The 20163-nt window shown below is 45.3% G+C and carries 18 protein-coding genes; 15 read left to right on the top strand and 3 right to left on the bottom strand.

The window, feature by feature from the left end; all coding sequences use genetic code 11:
* Positions 1-281: 281 nt before the first annotated feature.
* Complete coding sequence (locus PHI74_06080; GenBank protein ID MDD5485574.1) at positions 282-689, bottom strand: DUF365 domain-containing protein; 408 nt, start codon at positions 687-689, stop codon at positions 282-284.
* 32 nt (positions 690-721) lie between these two features.
* The gene (locus PHI74_06075) at positions 722-4654 is read right to left on the bottom strand and encodes an N-6 DNA methylase (GenBank protein MDD5485573.1); all 3933 of its coding nucleotides are present in this window, start codon (positions 4652-4654) and stop codon (positions 722-724) included.
* A gap of 177 nt (positions 4655-4831) precedes the next feature.
* On the opposite strand from PHI74_06075, the gene PHI74_06070 reads away from it, so the two are divergent.
* Genes PHI74_06070 through PHI74_06060 form a run of 3 tightly spaced genes read left to right on the top strand, consistent with a single transcriptional unit; the run spans position 4832 to position 6957 of the window.
* The gene (locus tag PHI74_06070; GenBank protein ID MDD5485572.1) at positions 4832-5764 is read left to right on the top strand and encodes a beta-ribofuranosylaminobenzene 5'-phosphate synthase; all 933 of its coding nucleotides are present in this window, start codon (positions 4832-4834) and stop codon (positions 5762-5764) included.
* A 51-nt stretch (positions 5765-5815) separates the two neighbouring features.
* Positions 5816-6334 (top strand): 50S ribosomal protein L16, encoded by a 519-nt coding sequence (locus PHI74_06065; GenBank protein MDD5485571.1) that lies wholly within the window; start codon positions 5816-5818, stop codon positions 6332-6334.
* Positions 6335-6342: 8 nt separating this feature from the next.
* Positions 6343-6957 (top strand): translation initiation factor IF-2 subunit beta, encoded by a 615-nt coding sequence (locus tag PHI74_06060; protein ID MDD5485570.1) that lies wholly within the window; start codon positions 6343-6345, stop codon positions 6955-6957.
* On the opposite strand, the gene serA is transcribed toward PHI74_06060, so the two are convergent.
* On the bottom strand, positions 6954-8516 hold the full coding sequence (gene serA / locus PHI74_06055; GenBank protein MDD5485569.1) for a phosphoglycerate dehydrogenase: 1563 nt from the start codon (positions 8514-8516) through the stop codon (positions 6954-6956). The two genes, PHI74_06060 and serA, sit on opposite strands and share 4 nt — an antisense overlap.
* 191 nt (positions 8517-8707) lie before the next feature.
* Here serA and PHI74_06050 point away from each other — a divergent pair, with 191 nt between their 5' ends.
* From PHI74_06050 to guaB, 12 genes are all read left to right on the top strand, one after another.
* Complete coding sequence (locus tag PHI74_06050; protein ID MDD5485568.1) at positions 8708-9076, top strand: helix-turn-helix transcriptional regulator; 369 nt, start codon at positions 8708-8710, stop codon at positions 9074-9076.
* A gap of 2 nt (positions 9077-9078) precedes the next feature.
* Entirely contained in the window at positions 9079-11340 is a 2262-nt protein-coding gene (ppsA, locus tag PHI74_06045) for a phosphoenolpyruvate synthase (GenBank protein ID MDD5485567.1), read from the top strand.
* A complete protein-coding gene (gene mfnA, locus PHI74_06040) occupies positions 11341-12468 on the top strand; it encodes a tyrosine decarboxylase MfnA (GenBank protein ID MDD5485566.1) in 1128 nt (375 codons plus the stop codon).
* Entirely contained in the window at positions 12458-13009 is a 552-nt protein-coding gene (gene hpt / locus PHI74_06035) for a hypoxanthine/guanine phosphoribosyltransferase (GenBank protein MDD5485565.1), read from the top strand. Before mfnA ends, hpt begins: the two co-directional genes overlap by 11 nt.
* 4 nt (positions 13010-13013) lie before the next feature.
* A complete protein-coding gene (dph2, locus tag PHI74_06030) occupies positions 13014-13979 on the top strand; it encodes a diphthamide biosynthesis enzyme Dph2 (protein MDD5485564.1) in 966 nt (321 codons plus the stop codon).
* A gap of 1 nt (position 13980) precedes the next feature.
* The gene (locus tag PHI74_06025) at positions 13981-14610 is read left to right on the top strand and encodes an METTL5 family protein (protein ID MDD5485563.1); all 630 of its coding nucleotides are present in this window, start codon (positions 13981-13983) and stop codon (positions 14608-14610) included.
* The gene (locus PHI74_06020; GenBank protein ID MDD5485562.1) at positions 14598-15167 is read left to right on the top strand and encodes an exosome complex RNA-binding protein Csl4; all 570 of its coding nucleotides are present in this window, start codon (positions 14598-14600) and stop codon (positions 15165-15167) included. Before PHI74_06025 ends, PHI74_06020 begins: the two co-directional genes overlap by 13 nt.
* 13 nt (positions 15168-15180) lie before the next feature.
* Complete coding sequence (locus PHI74_06015; protein ID MDD5485561.1) at positions 15181-15495, top strand: DNA-directed RNA polymerase subunit L; 315 nt, start codon at positions 15181-15183, stop codon at positions 15493-15495.
* Positions 15446-16018: a DUF99 family protein gene (locus tag PHI74_06010; protein ID MDD5485560.1), complete on the top strand. Its 573-nt coding sequence runs from the start codon at positions 15446-15448 to the stop codon at positions 16016-16018. The genes PHI74_06015 and PHI74_06010 overlap by 50 nt, the downstream gene beginning before the upstream one ends.
* Positions 16019-16024: 6 nt before the next feature.
* Positions 16025-17164 carry an O-phospho-L-seryl-tRNA:Cys-tRNA synthase gene (pscS, locus tag PHI74_06005; GenBank protein MDD5485559.1) on the top strand — a complete coding sequence of 380 codons (1140 nt, stop codon included), beginning with the start codon at positions 16025-16027 and terminating at the stop codon, positions 17162-17164.
* Between the two features lie 201 nt (positions 17165-17365).
* Positions 17366-18385, top strand: a complete 1020-nt coding sequence (locus PHI74_06000; protein ID MDD5485558.1) for a hypothetical protein — start codon at positions 17366-17368, stop codon at positions 18383-18385.
* A 178-nt stretch (positions 18386-18563) separates the two neighbouring features.
* The gene (gene guaB / locus PHI74_05995) at positions 18564-20021 is read left to right on the top strand and encodes an IMP dehydrogenase (protein MDD5485557.1); all 1458 of its coding nucleotides are present in this window, start codon (positions 18564-18566) and stop codon (positions 20019-20021) included.
* Positions 20022-20163: the final 142 nt, after the last annotated feature.

The following is a 20163-nucleotide window of genomic DNA, read 5'->3' as shown; positions in this document are numbered from 1 at the left end:
TACAGGCAAATAGTCTAATTACGCAAAGTGGATTACATATAGTAATCTACTGGAGCATATATAGTTTTTGGCATCAGATTCTTCCAGAGATATCGTCCACTTACATTGTTGGCGGGCACAGGCGAGAAGAGACACAACCCGATGAAGATAATTATCTAATCCTACCCGCGCCTTTCGCAGATGTTTGACTGGACGTTTTAAGCTGAGGATTCGACGATTTGGATTTCTTCTTCGGTTAGACCGTATAGTTTGTAAACCATTTGATCTGTCTCTCTAGCTCTTTACCTTGATTTCATTCTCCCACAGCTTCCTAACAAAGAAGAGTGTTCCTCAAAGTTCATGTATTTTCCAGTCATTGTAATGGGTTTATCGTACTTGATAGGGGGCTCATATTTCTCAAAATTTTTAACTGTAAGAACAAGAAGTCGTTTATTCTTCCGATCTTTGGAATAATCCAATAATTCTTTCTTTGTGATGAATAGCCTATCTTCATATTCCTTTAATATTTCATCTAAGAATAGAAATTCAATCTTGGTTATAACTCCCTCCCCTAGGATTTCCTTTTTGCCTCCTGAGACATAGATCAAAAGCTTTGAGCCCTCTCTAAATTTTACTGATGTAGTGTCATGTGGTTGGTATTTAACAAATATGTCCTTATCCAAAAGTCTTATTGCATATTCTTCTGGCAATGGATACATAACTCCCATTATATTTTCTAGTATTAGACCACCACCTGTGATACTTTGGAAAGGGAAGATTCAACAATTTTTATCTCATCCTCCGTAAGCCCATACAACTTATACACTATTTGATCTATCAGCTCATCGGTAGCTTCTATTCTCTGTGCGATGCCTCCCACCTCATCCGAGTGCTTCTCGTACACACTCAGTATGTCGCTGAGATTGGAGACTTTTCCAGCAAGTAGTTTAACGAAGTTTTTGAATGCATCACTGCTCCACTGAAGTGCCTCATCCAGACCGTAAGTGGTATGCGAATTCTCTTCCACATAGGTTTTTGCAAGACTCTTTTTGTATAGCGAACTTAATTGCTTGCCTTTCTGTAACTTTGCGAAAGTTTCTTCTTCAACGACACCTTCAAGATCAGTCCAGAATTTCTGGGTAAGATTCTGTTTTTCCTTGCCCATCTTGATCATTTGTTCGGCGAGAAAAGCGAGGATGTCATGAACTACGTCTGACTTTTCCTGTTCGGTTATGAACTTGCCTTCGGCATCTTTTGGGAGGTATTCTTCAACTATCTTAAGAATTTCATCGAACTGGTTGGCGTTGTATTTTGATTGTAAGGATTCAACAAGGGTGATTCGTTCTTCGGAAGGGGTAGTAAAGTTGATTCGGCGGATTGGAAAGGCTGCGAGTTGAAAAGCATATACATCAATTGTGGAAAATATATGTCTGAAAAGTTCATTTAGTAGTCGGGAGTTGAGTAAGGCAAGGAGATATCGCAAATTGAAGTCAGAAGTTTCTGTTGGTGACTGTAGAATTCTCACTGTATTTAGAGATAAATAGCTTTCGTCCGTATATGTAGCTATAATCCAACGAGCGGAAAGTGACGTCGCTCTAGTTCTTAATCGTTGAACTAGGATACGGGAACCTTCATAGAGCGAATGTTTTTTATATGCTACAGGTTGTGAGTGGTCAAATCTTAAACCTCTCCCAGTCCAAGTGATCAAGTACCTTTCAATATCTTTTCCGCTGATGAGGCGCTCAACATTTGTACTGCATAGCGAATCGGTGATTCCTGGGTAATTGGAGCCAAGTTCTATCCCTCTTGAAATCTTCATAAGTTCGCCTAGTGGCACAGCAATAGCAGACATGTGAAGCCACATGTTTGCCCAAAAGCTCTCTAACCGGGTATTAAACTCAAATGTTGGAAACGTCCAGAAGATATCCTGTGGCACCTCCGTAATCGATACCTTCCTATCGACTCCCCCTGGATCTGCCTGAGAAAGACGTACCTTAATTTCCTTCGAACGAGGAGAAATCAATGTGGGCTTTTTTGTGAGGAGGAGTATACACACACTAATCCCCACTTCAGGAAAAACCCCTGGCCTATATTCTATAAGCTCTCGTATCAACGAAGAATTCAATAAAAATTTACGAAGCTCCATAAAGTTTTTTCCAGCTAAAAATGTGTGAGAGAGAATCATCCCAAAAGACCCTTCACTTCGAGTTTTGTTTACTGCAGCCTCAACGAAGAGTTTGTATAGATCTATTTCCCCTATGGCGCAGATGAATTGCTTTTTGAAAAAAGAAACGTCTATTTTTAGTGCTGGAGCATAAGGCGGATTCCCCACCACCGCATCAAATCCTGGATTCTCTTTCTCTTTTCCTGCCTCAAAGAAAACTTCTGGGAACTCAAGTTCCCAGTGGAAGAAGCGCTTTTCTTCTGCGATCTTCACCGCATCTCTGAACCATTTATAATTCGTCTTCTGCTTCCACTCAGTCTCGTCTCCCTTCATCGCCCAGAAGAGATCATAGTATCTTTTTTCTGGAACTTTTTCTATGCCATCGGCAAAGTAGACCGCTGTGTAGACGTCAGCGATAGCCTTTATCTGCTGATATTCCTTTGTTTCAATTAACTTCTTGAATAACCCTTCCTTACGCTTGATATTCTCTAGAGTATCATCGCTTATTTCAACAAGAGTGTCCATCTGCTGAACAATTTTATCTACAAATGGCTTGTGGACCTCTTCCTTGAACTTCTTCTGCCTCTCGTCTAATTCTGCCTTCTCTTCTCTTTTCTTCTTTCTCTCTGTCGCTTCAGGGTGCCGTGGCAAGTCGATCAGATTAGTCCCAATCAGACTGTTACCGCACTTTAGCCTGTGATCGAGAAATGTCAGGGGCTTGTCTACCGCAACGGTGGAAAGCCAAAGGGAAAGCTTAGCGAGTTCAACTGCCATGGGATTTAGGTCTACGCCATAGATACAATGACGTATCACCTCTCTTCGAGCCCACTTGATGTCTTCTTCATTTTCTCCACTTGGACTTTCGCCCAAAGCTCCCATGAGCGCCTTGGCAAGAAAATCGGTTGCCTCAACAAGGAAATGACCAGAACCCATGGCTGGATCCAAAACCTTAATCGAAAGTATTTTATCAATTGGGTTTCCGCCGTTTTCACTTAACTTTTCTTTAACAAGTGGTCCGACAGTGTTTTCCACGATGTATCTCACGATGTAATCGGGAGTATAGTAAGAGCCGGTGGCTTTTCTCTCTCCTTTATCAGTTGCCAAATATAGTTCTCCGGGTTTTACCTCATCGACTATTTTGTTCCTAGCTGTTTCCTTGGGAATCCATGTTTCCTTACCCTTTACCGTTACAGCAACAAGTTCTTCTTCAGCCACTTTCAACTTGTACTCAAGCAATCCTTCATATATCGAGCCTAGATGCCGAATATCAAGGGTTGAATAATCTACAAACCCTTTACCGCCCCCGTTCTTGACCTCTGACCGAGCCAAAAGATCGATAGCTTTAGAGATGAAAGAGTCGCCAATCTTCTTTTCCTTCAAAAATGGATTTCTCTCTGGATCAAAAAGACCACCATTATAGGGTGGAATATAAAGCATGTCCTTAGGAATTTTTCTGGATTCTGAGCCCACATTAATTAGATCAAACAAGCCCTTCAGCCGATCCCAATAGACGGTGCTTATAGGCAGTATAAGTTCTTTCTTGTCTATTTTTTCGGATACATCTCTCCTAATCCAATCCAGACTGAAATATTCATACGCCTTGTTGGACGTATCCAGAAGACCCCTACTCTCTGCATAGAAAATGAAAAGCAATCGATACAGTAGCTTCAGCGTATTATCATGAACGAGTTTTATGTTCTCTTCAGTTTTGGTAAGGTTGTTCTTGGGCGTGTCAAAAAACCCCTCGGCCAGTATTTTCATAGCCTTATAGACATTTTCCTTTAGACTCTCTCCTAGCTCTTGGGCGTATGATACGCTTTCCTCGTATACCCTATCGAGAAAATTCTTGCCGTCTGGACCTGGTAGAAAAGCCTCTAGCCGGAAAAAGAGGTAAAAATACTTGAAATTCTTCACATCATTAGTCTCAAGCAGTTGCAACAAGTCTATTTCATAATAACTATCCGGTTTATAGCTGGTTTCTCGATTGTATAATCTCCAATACCTACCATTTGTTAAAATGCCCCACTTTTTGGACGTCTCCTTGAGATAGGTATCAATCTGAAAACTGGGGATACGATCCTCCAATGGTCTAGCACCCTTCAACTTCTTATCTAAGGATACGTTCCATCTCTTCGCATCACCAACAGCGATAGCACCTGCATAGAAATCTTCCTTACCATAGTTATCAAGGGCATCGGACAACGATGCCTTATCTGGGAAAAACGCATAATCCGGACGCTTTGCACTTGGCTCGACCTTTGCCTGAAATCCAGGATGATGTCTTAAACCCTCTTCAAGGATTTTTTTGATGAAAAAATCCTCAAGTAACCCCTCATCAAGTCTTTGTAGAGCTTTCTCTCCCCTTTCATCATAAATCTCCTTTATTCGATTAAAAGCACGTTCTGAAGCTTCGTCCTCTCTCCACTCACGATTTCGCTGTACAAGATGGCTCAGGTAATGATTAGAAAAAAGCTTGCTGTTCCTCATGAAACTCAGGCTTAACTGGACCATTGATACACCTCAATTATCCGACACTAAATCTTATATCCTAAACCTCTTAATAACATCGCCAAAACATTGCCTGCTGCTAAAGTCCCACACAAGAGATTTCTGGTTTTTTTGTTGGGGCTGTCCCGATTCAATAGACCTCACAGAAAACTTATGATTCCCCAGATCAATCATAAGCAGATGATTAGAATCGTGACGCCATCCAGAATACACATCACACTGATCGACCTGAATGGATCCTTGGGAAGGGTGGACGGCGGCATCGGCATTGCTCTCGATCACCCCTCCATCGTGATCTCAGCTGAAAAAGCTGATGAAGTAACCGTAGAGGGCAGGAGCGCATTGTCAGAGCAGATAAGAAAGGGCGCAGAGCTGATATCCAGAAATCATGGAGGCATCCACATCAAAGTCGAGGAGGACATTCCCCCCCACGTGGGATTTGGCTCTGGCACACAAGCCTATCTCGCAGGGGGGATGGCTGCCAATGTGCTCTATGGTCTGGGATTATCCGTCAGAGAGATTGCAAAGAGGGTCCAAAGAGGGGGTACATCTGGCATAGGCGTCACTGCATTTGAGAGGGGGGGTTTCATCCTTGATGGGGGCCATCGATTCGACGAGAAAGGTTTCATGCCCTCATCAGCCAGTTATGCTTTACCGCCTCCTGTCCTCTTTCACCATGACTTTCCGGACTGGAGCATCGTGCTGGTGATTCCCCCTGCTAAAGGAGCATCCGGCATACGCGAGGTGAACATATTCAAGGAGGAGTGCCCCATTCCTTTGGGAGAGGTGCAAGCCATCTCGCACATCATTCTAATGAAGCTGCTGCCAGCTTTAATCGAAAAAGACTTAAGGGCTTTTGGAGACTCCATTAACCGGATTCAAAAAATTGGCTTCAAGAGAAGAGAAGTGAGCCTGCAACCCCAAGCCAGAGAGATCATGGAGGTCCTGCTCCGGAGCGGTGCAGCAGGGGCAGGAATGAGTTCGTTTGGCCCCCTCATTTACGGGATTACGGACTCTCCGTCAGAGGTGGAAAAAGCTGCCAGGGACCAACTGGATGGAAGGGTAGAAATATTGACGACGCGAGCAAGAAATAGTGGGGCATCGATAAGATAGGATAAGACAAGATAAGATTTATAAGCCCACAACCCAATTAGAGTGATCCTTATGGCTAGAAAACCAGCGAGTATGTACCGGGATATAAGAGACAGAGCATACACACGTCGTAAATACATGGGCGGCGTACCGGGTAGCAAGGTCGTTCAATTTGACATGGGGAATCTGACGGAAGATTTTCCGGTCCAATTAACATTGGTGTCAGAGGAGTCCTGCCAAATCATGGACAGAGCCCTCGAGGCGGCACGCATTGCTGCAAACAGGCTTTTGCTTAGAGATGTAGGCCGCTTGGACTTCCACCTGAAGCTTAGGGTCTATCCCCACCAGGTCCTCAGGGAAAACAAACAAGCGACCGGTGCTGGTGCCGATCGTGTATCGGATGGAATGCGAAGAGCTTTTGGGAAAGCAGTAGGAACGGCAGCCAGGGTTAGTGCAGGGCAGAAAATCATGACTTTGGGAGTAAATGCGCAACACTTTCTCAATGCCAAAAGTGCCCTGGTCAGGGCAGGCCATAAATTGCCTACTCCCTGCCGAATAATTGTAGAAAAGGGCGCAGAGCAGGTTTCATAGGTGGCAGCATGGAAGATTATGAAGCACTTCTGGATCGGGCACGAAGCCAAATACCAGACATAGTGACCGAGAAATCCAGATTTGTGGTGCCCCTTCCAAAAGTATTTTCAGAGGGCAGAACGACGGTCTTAGACAATTTTGGAGATATCGCTGACGTTTTAAACAGAGATATGGATACTTTTTTGAAGTTCCTGTTGCAAGAGCTTGGAACCGCCGGGAAGATTGATGGGGGCAGAGCAATATTTCAGGGGAATTTCCCATCTGATGTCATCAAGTCACATATAGATGACTATGTTGAAGAGTATGTGATCTGTTCAGAATGCAGAAGACCTGACACCCATTTGATAAAGAGCGAGCGCATTTTGATGTTACAATGCGATGCATGCGGAGGACATCGACCTGTCAAAAAACGGCGAATTCGCACGGAGACGAAAAAAGAGATCGAGGAAGGGGAGATATACGAGTTTAGGATCGATGCCATCGGCAACAAGGGAGACGGCATAGCAAAAATGAATAAATACACGATATTTATTCCAAATGTCTCCAAGGGCAGCATAGTCAAAGCGAAGATCAAAAAGATATCTGGCACCCTTGCATTTGCGGAGCTCGTTGAGCAAAGTTAGAGCTTCACTTGCCTGACATCCTGTATCCCTTCTATCGCTTTTATTTGCTTCAATATCTTATCCGAAACCGCGCTGTCTATATTCAGCACCATCACAGCATTGCCACCGATGAATTCTCGCCCAACCTGCATTCCGGCAATATTGATCTTGTTATCCCCCAGGAGGGTTCCCACCTGCCCGATAATTCCAGGCATATCGACATGGGGCGCAATTAACATATAACCCGATGGGGCTGCATTTATCCTGTGGGAGTTAATTCGCACGATCCTGGCATCCTTTTTCCCGAATAGCGTTCCTGCAACGCTCTTGCTTTCTCTGGATGTCGTTACCGAGACCGTAACCAGTCCTGTGAAGTCTTCACTAAGCTCGATTTTGCTTTCTACGACCTTGATGCCCCTGTTCTTCGCTAACATAAGCGCATTTACGAAGTTAACCGATCCTGCCAGCATCGTATCCAATATGCCCTTTAACACGGCGATGGTAAGAGTGTTTGTCTCTTTTTCTGCGATATCGCCGCTATAGGTAATGTCGATTTGCTTTATACCGCCATCCACCAGCTGAATGCATAATCGCCCCAACTTCTCAGCTAACGTCAAGTACGGCTTTATTTCGGCTTTGATCGAAGGCATGTTGACTGCATTTCTGACTGGTTCGCATTTTAACGCATCTAATACGCCCTCTGCAACTGCAACGGAAACGTTTAACTGCGCCTCTTGGGTAGATGCTCCCAGATGGGGCGTAGCGATAACTTCCTCCAGTTCCAACAGCGGGTTGCCTTCCGGAGGCTCATGCTCAAATACGTCTAAGGCTGCACCTGCAACCTTTCCGCTTTTGATGGCTTTGAGTAATGCGCCCTCATCGATGATATCACCTCTGGCGCAATTTATTATCCTCACTCCATTTTTCATTTTCTCGAATTGCTTATCACTTATGAGGTGATACGTGTCTTTTGTGCGGGGAGCGTGAATTGTGACATAATCCGCTCTTTCCAAGAGCACATCCATCTCCACCAGTGAGGCCCCAAGACTCTCGGCCCTGTCCACAGATATGAAGGGATCGCACGCAAGCACATGCATACCCAGTGCATGAGCCTTTTTTGCAACTTCGGCTCCCACCCTGCCAAGCCCTATTATTCCAAGAGTTTTATCTTGAATTTCAGTACCCATGAACTTGCTTCGACTCCATTTTCCTTTTTTGAGCGATGCATGAGCTTGGGGTATTTTTCTCGATAGAGCCAGCATCATTGCTATGGTGTGCTCTGCCGCGGATGTTGTGTTTCCACCCGGGGCATTCAGGACTATGATGCCTTTTTCAGTGGCAGCCTCCACGTCTATGTTATCGACACCTGCGCCAGCTCGCCCTATAACTCTCAGGCGGGTGCCAGCAGTTATGACGTTTCTCGTTACATTTGTTCCGCTCCTGACGATGAGCGCGTCATAGTCTTTAATTCGTTTTATCAACTCTTTTTCAGTTAGATCGGTTGCTATGTCCACATCCATCTCTTTCTTGATTATCTCAATACCCTCTTGAGAGACGGGGTCAGTGACTATAACTTTCATAACTCCTTGGTCTTCCATAATTTATCGATACATGATTGAATTACTCCTTTTTCATCTTTTCGTTGCCGTCTTGAATGCTATATGTGATATAAATTGTAACAATACTCAGAAAAGTTTAAGTATAGAACATTTAATTCATATTTTTGGATAATCATGTTACATATATTGTAACACTGAACTGAAGGGATGACATGTACACGCCCGAATGGTTGGCCAAGTTTGCGCAGGACATTGCTGGCAACATAGTCATGTCAACGGAGCATGGAAGCGCAATTCAAGCCTACAGAAAAAAGTATGGAATAACTCAAAAAGAACTTGGTCAGTTACTGGACCTTCGCAGAGAAACGATTTCCCGCATTGAGAACGGCAAGGTAAACTCTACTGTGAATTTTATTCAGAATTTTGTTGGCGCATTAGCCATAGCTGAAGCCACCAAGGCGTATTGCAAAGGCAATGAGATCGAGTTTCCCTTTTTTGAACGAATCGCAAAGGAGTTTGGAATTTCCTCCACTCAGCTCGATCAGATTTTGGGCATGGCACTTGAAAAATTGGAGGTCTGAAAATGGTAATCGTATGGTTGGAAGAGGTAAGGTCTAAGGATGTTGCCTTGGTTGGCGGAAAAGGCGCCAGCCTCGGTGAGATGATGAACGAAGAGCTGCCGGTTCCAAGGGGTTTTGCAGTAACAGCACACGCGTTCAGACAATTCCTAGATGAGACGGGGATTGCAAAAAGGTTGTTTGAGTCATTGGAAATAGATGTGGATGATTCTGAGGCTCTCAAGAATGCAGCGAAAAGGGCTAAAAGCCTGATACTCAATGCTGAAATGCCTTCTGAGATGAAGGCAGCCATCTTGGAGGCATATGATAAATTATGCGAGAGGGAGGGCGAGGCAGTTTTTGTTGCCGTTCGCTCATCGGCCACAGCTGAGGATTTACCAAATGCATCCTTTGCCGGCCAACAAGAGACTTTTCTCAACATTCATGGAGGGAAAGCCGTTTTAGAGGCGGTGAAGAGGTGTTGGGGTTCATTGTATGGTGCGAGGGCGATATTCTATAGGGCAAAGCAGGGATTTGAGCATGAGCATGTGAATATTGCCGTCATCATCCAGACAATGGTGGATGCGGACAAAGCTGGTGTATTGTTTACCTCACACCCCACTTCCGGGGAGCCCACGACGATTATCGAAGCTGACTGGGGGTTAGGTGAAGCGGTTGTCTCTGGAGCGGTGTCACCTGACAATTATGTTGTCGATAGGCGGACGAAAAAAATCGTCCAACGCCACATCGCAACCAAGAACCTCATGCACGTCAAAGACAAAGACACTGGAAAGACCGTCCAAAAGAAGGTTCCAGATGATATGAAGGACAAACCAGTTTTGACCGATGGTGAGGTGATGAAGCTGACCGAACTCGGGGAGATCGTGGAAAACCATTACGGTGCACCTCAGGATGTGGAATGGGCCATAGCAGATGGAAAAATCTACATGTTGCAATCTCGCCCAATTACCACCATCCAAAAAAAGGCTGAGAGGGGAGAATCAGGGGGGACAGGAGAACTGATTTTAGAGGGGATTGGCGCTTCACCTGGTCTTGCTTATGGAAACGTTGAGATCATATCAAAACTTGATGAGTTGGACAAGGTGGGAGAGGGAGACATTTTAGTAACCCAAATGACAACGCCCGACATGGTTACAGCAATGAAGAGGGCCGTAGGAGTCATAACCGATGAAGGGGGATTGACTTGTCACGCCGCCATAGTATCCCGAGAACTTGGAACCCCGTGCATTGTTGGCACCAAAAAAGGTACGAAGGTGCTGAAGGATGTGAAGGTGGTGACGATCGACGGTGAAAAGGGACATGTGTATAAAGGGAAAGTAGAGCAAGCTATCGTCAAAGAAGAGGGAGTCGCAGCGCCAGTAGCAAGAGCAAGACAAGTCACGGTCACCGAGGTCAAGGTGAACATATCGATTCCAGAGGCTGCAGAGAGAGCAGCGGCCACCGGGGCAGATGGGGTAGGGTTGCTGAGGATTGAGCACATGATTCTAGGGCTGGGCAAACACCCCGCATTATACATCAAAGAAGGTAAATCGGAAGAGTACGTTGACGAACTGGTCAAAGGAATCCGCATCGTTGCAGATGCGTTTTACCCCAGATCCGTCTGGGTGAGAACGCTGGATGCTCCGACCGATGAATTCAAGAGCATGCAAGGCGGCGAGGATGAGCCAGTCGAGCACAACCCCATGATGGGGTGGCGAGGTATCAGGCGCGATCTAAGTGATGTGGGGCATTTCAAGCTCGAACTACAGGCATTCAAGAAATTGTATGCGCTAGGGTATGATAACATTGGCATAATGCTCCCAATGGTACAGCATCCGAAGGAGTTGAGGAAGGCAAAGCAGATCATGGTTGAATCTGGCTTGGAGTTGGATAAGATCGAGTTAGGAATCATGGTTGAAACACCCGCATCCGCATTGGTTATCGATCAATTCATCGAAGAAGGCCTCGACTTCATCTCATTTGGCACAAATGACCTAACTCAATACACGCTTGCCGTTGATAGGAACAATGAGAATGTTGCAGACCTATATGAGGAGACTCATCCTGCTGTAATAAAGCTAATAGAGGATGTTATCAAGGAGTGCAACAGGGCAGGTGTAAAAACATCCATTTGCGGACAAGCTGGTTCCTCCCCTTCCATGGCAAAGAAATTGGTTGAGCTTGGCATAACCAGCATATCTGCCAACGTAGATGCCGTTGAGTCGGTCAGGGAAGCTGTTCTAAGGTCTGAAAAAGCGATACTTCTCAATGTTGCGAGGAGATCTTAAGTGGATGAACGGGGGATTTCCGAAGAGGAAATACTGGATTTCCTATGCCAGGTCAGGGCCAAGGAGGCGCCGTTCAATCGAGTATTTAGTTCGATGTGCACTAGGCCACACCCACTGGCCATCCGCGTTCATCAGAAGTTCGTAGAAACGAATTTGGGAGATGCACATCTTTTCTCCGGCACCAAGGAGCTGGAAACCCGTGTAATAGAGATGCTTGCCTCTCTTTTGGGTGCGCAAAAAGCCTTCGGATATATCACTACGGGGGGGACTGAATCGAATATCCAGGCTCTTCGGGTAGCAAGGGACCTGAACTCCAAAAGGAAACCAAACGTAATAGTTCCTGCATCGGCGCATTTTTCCTTTGAGAAGGCAGCGAAAATTCTCGGGCTGGAGTTAAGAAAAGCATCGTTGGATAAATGCTATCGAGTGGACCTAGCATCCGTGGAAAACCTTATCGATGAAAACACCATAGCACTTGTGGGAATAGCTGGCACCACTGAGTACGGACAGATAGACCCAATCGAGCAATTATCAGAGATCGCCTTGTCAGAGGACCTATTTCTACATGTGGATGCTGCCTTCGGTGGCCTTATCATCCCTTTCTTAAAGGAAGACTATAAATTTGATTTTAGGCTGGAGGGGGTATCATCGATCACAGTGGATCCGCATAAGATGGGCGCCAGCACCATAGCTTCAGGCGGCTTGCTATTTCGATATGGAGAGCAGATGGACCAGTTAATGGTTTCAGCTTATCAGGAAGAAAAACAACACTCACTCACAGGAACCAGGTCCGGCGCTTCCGTAGCAGCGACCTATGCGGTTTTCAAGCATCTCGGACGCAGGGGCTACAAACGCATCGTGGATACGTGCATGCGGCTGACCAGGGTTGCAGAGAAGAGGGGCATAAGTCTTGGAGCCGTTCCCGTCATCGAACCCGTGCTCAATGTCCTTGCACTCCAAGTCCCAAATTTGAAGGAGGTCTTATCAAAACTGGAGAGAAGAAAGTGGTATGTATCAGAGACCATTAAACCGAAAGCGCTTAGATTGATCATAATGCCACATATAACTGAAGAAAGTTTAGGAGAATTCCTTGACGATTTAGAGGAGGTAATGAACGATGTTAAATAGGCTAAAAGAATCCTTGCTGAATGCATCCGTGATCAAACGCGGAGAATACCCCTATTTCATCCATCCCATAACTGATGGCGTGCCGGAATTACGATCTGATCTGATCCGAGAGGTGGGCGCTTACATTCTCAAGATAGCGAACGTGGATGTGGACAAGATAGTCACAATAGAGGCCATGGGCATCCATATCGGAACAGCCCTTTCGTTATCCACAGATATTCCATTGGTGATCATCAGAAAAAAGAAATACGACCTGCCGGGGGAAATTGTCATCAATCAATCAACAGGCTATTCCAAAGGTCAATTGTACATGAATGGCATTCATAAAGGAGATGAAGTGCTGATCGTCGACGATGTCATAAGTACCGGAGGCACGATGCTGGCAACGATCAAAGCCATAGAAAAGACGGGTGCGGAGATCAAGGACATAGCTGTTGTAATCAGTAGGGGAGACGGGGCACAGAAAATCAAAGAGAGGGGGTACCCTCTTAAAGTATTAGCTAGAGTGGAAGTTTCTGAGGGCAAGGCCGTCCTCTGTTAAGGCTATGAACAAATATGAGTTAGATCGAATCCTAGACACCATAGAGGAAAGAGGCGCCAAAAAGATCGGACTCCAGTTTCCAGAGGGGTTAAGGCGATCTGCATTAGAGCTGGCAAAAAAAATTGAGGAGAGAACGGATGCCATCGTTTTAATCTCTGGAAGCCCTTGCTATGGTGCATGTGATCTGGACGAGTTTCTTCTAAGGGAAGTGGACCTATTGTTTCATTTTGGGCATGCCGAGATGAAGCCCAGAGATAAGGTGGCTTTTATCGAAGTCAGATCCGATGCCGATGTCATTCCAGTCCTGGAACAGGCGATCAAGATGATTAAGGGAAAGAGGGTTGGACTGATTACCACTGTACAGCACGTTCACAAGTTAGGTGAGGCAAGGGATTACCTCCTGCAACATGGAAAGGATTGCCTGATAGGAAAAGGGGATTCCAGAATCAAATATGACGGCCAGATACTCGGTTGTAACTTTTCCGCTGCTCGCATAGATGCGGACGAATTCATATATATTGGGAGCGGGGACTTTCATCCATTGGGCGTTACCCTTGCTACCTCCAAGCGCGTAATCATAGCAGATCCGATGTCAAAGGAGGTGCGGGAGATCGATCCTAAGCCGATTCTTCGTCAGCGCTATGCTATCATCGCCAAAGCGCTAAGTGCGAAAACGTTTGGAATCCTAGTCAGCACAAAGAGCGCACAAACAAGGATAGAGCTAGCTAGGAAATTACAAGAAAAGGCCTTGGAAAAGGGGTTAGAAGCACACCTGATTTCAATGAATGAAATTACTCCAGAGCTGCTGCTCTTTTTCAAAGTAGATGCATTCGTCAACACTGCCTGCCCGAGGATAGCAATAGATGATGCAGCATTATTCAAGACGCCGATGATCACGCCTATCGAATTTGAGATCGTATTGGGCGAGCGGGACTGGAGCCAGATCAAGTTCGATGAGATGTTGGGATAGGATGAAGAAAAAACAACTCGAGATGATTCTGGAGAGCGTTAAGGGCTTCTCAGCACCTGATGTACGCAAGGAGCAGTATGAGACTCCTGCGCCAATAGCAGCTGAGCTGCTCCACTTCGCATACATGCAAGGAGACCTCAACGGCATTGTGTTTGACCTGGGTTGTGGCACTGGCATCCTCGCCATTGGAGCGAAGCTGCTTGGAGCAGAAAAGGTTATAGGCATAGACTCGGATTTAGATGCACTGCACATCGCCAGAGCAAATGCTGAAAGGCTGGGAGTTGACATCTGTCCCATATGTTGTGACGTGAAAGATTTTGCCGTACGCAGTCGAGCAGATTTAAGCCCTGCTGTGATAATGAACCCTCCTTTCGGAGCTCAAAGAAAGGGACTTGACCGCCCTTTTTTGCGAAAGGCACTGGAGATCGGAGAAGTTGTTTACTCGCTCCATAACGTTGGTAGTAGGGAGTTCATCAGTAAATTCATCCAGCCACAGGGCGTCATAACCCATCAGAAATCGATCGATTTCCCAATAAGATGGACATTTAAGTTTCACAAGAAAGATATAAAGATGGTGAACGTAGAGTTATATAGATTTGAAAGGAAGGAGAAAGAGAAATGTCAAAAATAAAGGAAAATTTTGCCATACCCGGCGACTTTCTGGGAACTTCTGAAGAGTTTCTTTCCATGAACGGAACTTATAAAGACAAGGGCAATATATATGCGGCTTGCACAGGAGTCGTAAAAATCGATACAAAGGATAGAAGCATATCTATAGTGCCTCAGACATGCATGCCACCTGTTCCCAAAGTTGGGGATATTGTCATAGGTCGGGTTTCAGATATTAAGAGTTCAGTCGTACTAGTGGATATCGCTCGGATAAAGGGCCAAGAGGACAGAGAAATAGCCACCCTAAAACAGGGAGCGATTCACATATCAAATATAAAAGATGCATATGTCAAGGAATTGGGCTATGAATTTGGCTTTCAGGACATAGTAAGGGCAAAGGTCATCGATGACAAGACATTGCGGCTGAGTACCGATAACAAGAGTTTAGGGGTGATAAAAGCCATTTGTTCCCGATGCAGGGTAGGATTGAAGAGGAAAGACGATAAATTGGAATGTCCTAAATGTGGGCGCATTGAAACACGAAAGATCGCTGATGATTATGGATCCGGCAGCATATAGGTGAGTGAAAAGAATGGAGATCAAGATCTTGAATAAAACTCCTCTGGAAATGAAGTTGGAGATAGTCGGCGAAACCCATACGCTTTTAAATGCACTGAAATCCACCCTCTTGGAGGATGAAAAAGTGACAATCGCTTCCTATGACATCAAGCAGCCAGATATCAGTAATCCGGTGCTGTATATCCGAACGAAGGATATGGATCCGATTATAGCGTTGTCAGAGGCAGCTAACAGATTGGGTAAACAATGCGCTGAATTCAAGAGAAAATTTAAGAAGAATGCAGAAGATGCACGTAAAACCAGAAATCAGGATACTGGCCATCGATGATGGACCGCTCGTATCGGATAAAATAATGGTTATAGGGACGATTTTTAGGGGTGCGGATTGGCTGGACTGCGTCCTTCGCACCGAAATGACCAGAGATGGCTACGATGCGACGGAAAAAATTATTGCGCTTGCCAAGAATACCAAGCACTACGATCAGATACGCGTGATCATGCTTAATGGGATCACATATGCAGGCTTTAACGTTGTAGACATCCCTACATTGCAAGAGCAAACCAATCTGCCAGTGATTGTGGTGATGGATTCCTTGCCAGACTTTGAGCAGATTCATAGTGCGTTGCAGAATCTTGAGCATCCGGAAGAGAGATGGAACTTTATTCAGCGTGCAGGAGAGGTTTTTGAAGTCGCTGGAAAGGATAAGGTCTACATACAAATCTGCGGCATTGACCTATCCAGTTCAAGAGACCTGATACAACTTACCTCAATCCATAGTCGCATTCCAGAGCCTTTGAGGGTTGCCCATTTGATCGCAACTGGCGTTGGAGCAACTGGCGTTGGATGGTGATGTGTGATGGACCTTGAAAAATTCCAAAATATGAGCAGAAAAACGGTGGGCATGATTAACATAGATCCTCTCCAAACAGGAGGCATACTCACCCCAGAGGCACGATCTGTGCTCCTACAGTGGGGGGACGGCTACTCTGTTTGTGACTTCTGCCCTGGTTCCTTAGATGAAATCAAGAATCCACCAATTCATGACTTCATCCATGAGGCATTGCCCGAATTCTTAGGCACAGATCATGCACGCGTGACCAATGGTGCTAGAGAAGCAAAGTTCATTGTCATGCACGCGATTACGGAAAAAGGCGACTCAATCGTGCTCGATGGGAACGCCCATTATACATCGTTCGTCGCTGCAGAGAGGGCTGGATTAAAAATCAAGACCGCTTCAAATTCCGGCCATCCTTGCTATAAGGTCGATCCGGAAGACTATGCCCGAATCTTCGAGGAGACAAAAAAGGAGGATGGTAAGATGCCAGCCTTAGCATTGCTCACATATCCCGATGGGAATTATGGCAACATAGTTGATGCGGAGCACGTCGCAAATATCTGCCATGAATATGGCATTCCCTTTTTGCTAAATGGGGCATATGCAGTAGGACGGATGCCCGTTAGCGCGAAAAAAATAGGGGCAGACTTCATCGTAGGCAGCGGCCATAAGTCGATGGCATCATCAGGTCCCATAGGCGTGCTCGGCGTAAGTGATGAGCTCCATGAAAAAATATTTGAAAAGTCGGAATTTTTCAAGGTCAAGGAGTTGGAAATGCTCGGATGCACTGCTCGTGGGGTTACGATTATGACCTTGATGGCCTCCTTTCCCCATGTGGTAGAGCGTGTGAATCGCTGGGATGATGAGGTTCAAAAAGCTCAGTGGTTCTCGACCCAATTGGAAAATCTGGGGTTAAAACAACTTGGCGATAAACCGCACCAACATGACCTAATGTTCTTTGAAGCACCAAATCTGTATGAGATATCTCAAAAAATAAAGGACGGACGCTACTTCCTGTATAAAGAGCTGAAAAACCGCAATATTCACGGAATCAAGCCCGGATTAACCAAACTGTTCAAGTTAAGCACGTTTAGTTTATCCCGCAGTGATTTGAAGGTTGTAATTGAAGCGTTTGGGGATATCATCAAAAAATATGCTTAGGCAAGAATGAATTGAATCCCCTGCCCAACAGCTTTTCAGGGGATGGTTTACAAAATTTCTTGGGTCATTACATTATACCATATGAGCCTTCAAACGCTAAACATAGCATTAGTACTAATATTATCCTTCCAAAACACCGCTTATTTAAAATAGTCTCAATTATTACATTACATCAAATACACATATCCCCGCAGTGATGAAATGAACCCTAACATAAGAATGTTGTTTGGCCGTCAACTAAAGAAACTGGTATCCTCGTGTGAGACGTTATCCATAGTAATAAAGGAGGACCCAATACCTGATTCATTGGCCAGCGCTTTAGCTCTTAAACGGATAGCGGAGCATTTTCATAAAGACGCCAAGATATTTTACAGGGGCGAAGTTCAGAACAAGAGGCTCCTTAACATTATGGAAAACCATCTAAACTTATTGCAAAGTCCTGCCAACCTTGTTGGAGAGCTGGCTTTCATCGACGCAGTGCCAAGTCAATTAAAATACATAGATCGTCCCCCCATAATGGTCATATCTCAATATGTAGGTGACGTCAAGGAAATAAAGGCCCAATTAAAGGACATTAGAGCAGATACAGGAACTACATCCAGTATCATGGTAGAATATCTCAAAAGACTGAATATTACAATGGACAAACAGCTAGCAACTCTATTACTATATGCCATCCGGGAAAGGACAAGGGGCCTCAGAACAGGCTTGCATAAGTTTGATTTGGATACGTATTATCAAATTCTTCCAAAGATAGATATGAATCTTCTTATGAAGTTGGAACATCCATCTATTCGATCAGAGACTTTTTCAGATTTAGCAAAAGCCATCGATAACAAGCTGATAAAAGAGACCCACCTTGTGACCACCATAGGCTACACGAAGGATATGAGCACTTTACCAAAGGTTTGTGACTATTTATTGGATCTGGAGAGCATTTCAACTGTTCTTGTATTTGCGATCGACAAGGCTAAGATCGGGATATATGCTAAATCCAAGGATATCGAGGTCCATATGAGAAATATGTTGGATAAAGCTTTTGGCATATGGGGGACTGTGAGCGGGATGCCTGAATATGCCTATGTCGAAGTCCCACTAGGGGTATTCGAGACTGTCCTAGCTGAGGACATAAATGCTGCAAAATACAAGGAATTGCTATTTGATTCCATAAAGAGCGTGATTTCATCAAGGTATTTCTCGATTATGGAAACCAGTAGCTAACAGCATGCCAATCTGCAGCATTCACCCGATCTTCTCACGCCCACGAACTATTCTTCTTTCCCACATTCTAAAAAAAAATTTCTTAAAACGAGAGATGCAACATCCAAAGATTCATAAGAGCTTATCAACCAAAAGTTCATTAGGGAAAAGACTCTTATTAACCCAAAAGGAGATGCGGGTGAAGGACGTGTTCACGAAGAAATTAGATGTCCCCATGGGAATTACTTTTGATGACGTTTTGCTCCTCCCAAATGAGTCACGAGTTGAGCCGGACAAAGCGGATGTTAAATCGCGAGTATCGAGGAACATCTTGATTAACTTGCCTCTTGTAAGCGCTGCGATGGATACCGTAACGGAGGCAAACATGGCAATCGCCATGGCACGGGAAGGGGGCATGGGCGTAATCCACCGAAATATGAGCAAAGAAAAACAGATAAATGAGGTACATGAGGTAAAAAGAGCTGATGAGCTTCTGGTGAGAGATGTTTTAACGGCCACACCAGACTATTCTGTCAAAGCGGTTTGGCGTCTAATGACGGAGGAGGAGGTTGGTGCCGTCCCCATAGTCGATAAAAAATTGGTGGGAATAGTCAGCAGAAGGGACATTCTTCCTCTCGTTGAGTCTGATCCCACGAAAGAGGTCAAAGACGTGATGACAAAAGACCTGATCACCGCATACGAGGGCGTATCGTTAGAGGGGGCACTCGACAAAATGTATGAGCACAAGGTGGAGCGGCTTCCTGTCGTGGACGAAAAGGGCAATCTCAAGGGCATAATTGCCATGCAGAACATTCTTCAGCGAAGGCAATACCCCCTGGCGAGCAGGGATGAAAGTGACCACCTAATGGTGGCAGCAGCAGTAGGTCCTTTCGACGTCGAGAGAGCTATTGCTCTGGATAAAGCAGGTGCGAATGTGCTGATGATAGACTGTGCGCATGCGCACAACATGAACGTCGTAGACTCTGCTAGAATAATCAAAAAGAACGTTAATGCAGATGTGGTAGTGGGCAACATTGCAACCGCAGATGCTGCTGAAGAATTGGTTGACTTCGTGGATGGAGTGAAGGTAGGAGTTGGCCCGGGGTCTATTTGTATAACAAGATTAGTGGCTGGAGTCGGAGTTCCACAACTAACCGCCATAGCAGAGGTTGCAGATATCACTCATAAGCATGACATACCCTTGATCGCCGATGGGGGGATCAGATATTCAGGCGATGTAGCTAAAGCCATCGCAATAGGCGCTGATGTTCTCATGCTAGGTAATTTGTTGGCAGGAACTGATGAAGCTCCTGGGCGAATGGTCACCATCAAAGGAAGAAGGTACAAGCAATACAGGGGTATGGGCTCACTTGGTGCCATGTCCAGCGGAGAGAGCACGGACAGATATCTCAGCAAGACGAAGTTCGTGCCAGAGGGTGTTGAGGGCGCGATTCCCTACTCTGGAACCGTCGGAGAGATGCTTTATCAATTGGTAGGTGGGCTTAGATCAGCCATGGGCTATATTGGCGCACAGAACGTGGAGGAGATGCACAAAAAGTCGAGATTTGTCAGGATCACGCCAGCCGGATATTATGAGGGTCATCCGCATGATGTCCTGATTACAGACGAGACGCCGAATTATCCGCTGGGCGATTAGGGTTTTACATTAGAGCTCATTTCAAAAGTAGTTATAGTTTGAGGCCTCTCTTCTGCCTGAGGGGATGAAAATTGAGGTTTGAAGAGTTATCAGATGGGCAATGGGGGTTCATGAAACATTGTTACCGCCCCAAGCCAGGACA

The organism is Methanocellales archaeon (assembly GCA_028715985.1).
GTDB lineage: Archaea > Halobacteriota > UBA148 > UBA148 > UBA148 > UBA148.
This window is presented reverse-complemented; position numbering and strand designations above follow the sequence as displayed.

Excerpts from the sequence above, each read along its gene's own strand:
- PHI74_06075 (MDD5485573.1), bottom strand. The coding sequence starts at position 4,654 with ATGGTCCAGTTAAGCCTGAGTTTCATGAGGAACAGCAAGCTTTTTTCT.
- PHI74_06070 (MDD5485572.1), top strand. The coding sequence starts at position 4,832 with ATGATTAGAATCGTGACGCCATCCAGAATACACATCACACTGATCGAC.
- PHI74_06065 (MDD5485571.1), top strand. The coding sequence starts at position 5,816 with ATGGCTAGAAAACCAGCGAGTATGTACCGGGATATAAGAGACAGAGCA.
- PHI74_06060 (MDD5485570.1), top strand. The coding sequence starts at position 6,343 with ATGGAAGATTATGAAGCACTTCTGGATCGGGCACGAAGCCAAATACCA.
- serA (MDD5485569.1), bottom strand. The coding sequence starts at position 8,516 with ATGAAAGTTATAGTCACTGACCCCGTCTCTCAAGAGGGTATTGAGATA.
- PHI74_06050 (MDD5485568.1), top strand. The coding sequence starts at position 8,708 with ATGTACACGCCCGAATGGTTGGCCAAGTTTGCGCAGGACATTGCTGGC.
- ppsA (MDD5485567.1), top strand. The coding sequence starts at position 9,079 with ATGGTAATCGTATGGTTGGAAGAGGTAAGGTCTAAGGATGTTGCCTTG.
- hpt (MDD5485565.1), top strand. The coding sequence starts at position 12,458 with ATGTTAAATAGGCTAAAAGAATCCTTGCTGAATGCATCCGTGATCAAA.
- dph2 (MDD5485564.1), top strand. The coding sequence starts at position 13,014 with ATGAACAAATATGAGTTAGATCGAATCCTAGACACCATAGAGGAAAGA.
- PHI74_06025 (MDD5485563.1), top strand. The coding sequence starts at position 13,981 with ATGAAGAAAAAACAACTCGAGATGATTCTGGAGAGCGTTAAGGGCTTC.
- PHI74_06020 (MDD5485562.1), top strand. The coding sequence starts at position 14,598 with ATGTCAAAAATAAAGGAAAATTTTGCCATACCCGGCGACTTTCTGGGA.
- PHI74_06015 (MDD5485561.1), top strand. The coding sequence starts at position 15,181 with ATGGAGATCAAGATCTTGAATAAAACTCCTCTGGAAATGAAGTTGGAG.
- PHI74_06010 (MDD5485560.1), top strand. The coding sequence starts at position 15,446 with ATGCAGAAGATGCACGTAAAACCAGAAATCAGGATACTGGCCATCGAT.
- pscS (MDD5485559.1), top strand. The coding sequence starts at position 16,025 with ATGGACCTTGAAAAATTCCAAAATATGAGCAGAAAAACGGTGGGCATG.
- PHI74_06000 (MDD5485558.1), top strand. The coding sequence starts at position 17,366 with ATGAACCCTAACATAAGAATGTTGTTTGGCCGTCAACTAAAGAAACTG.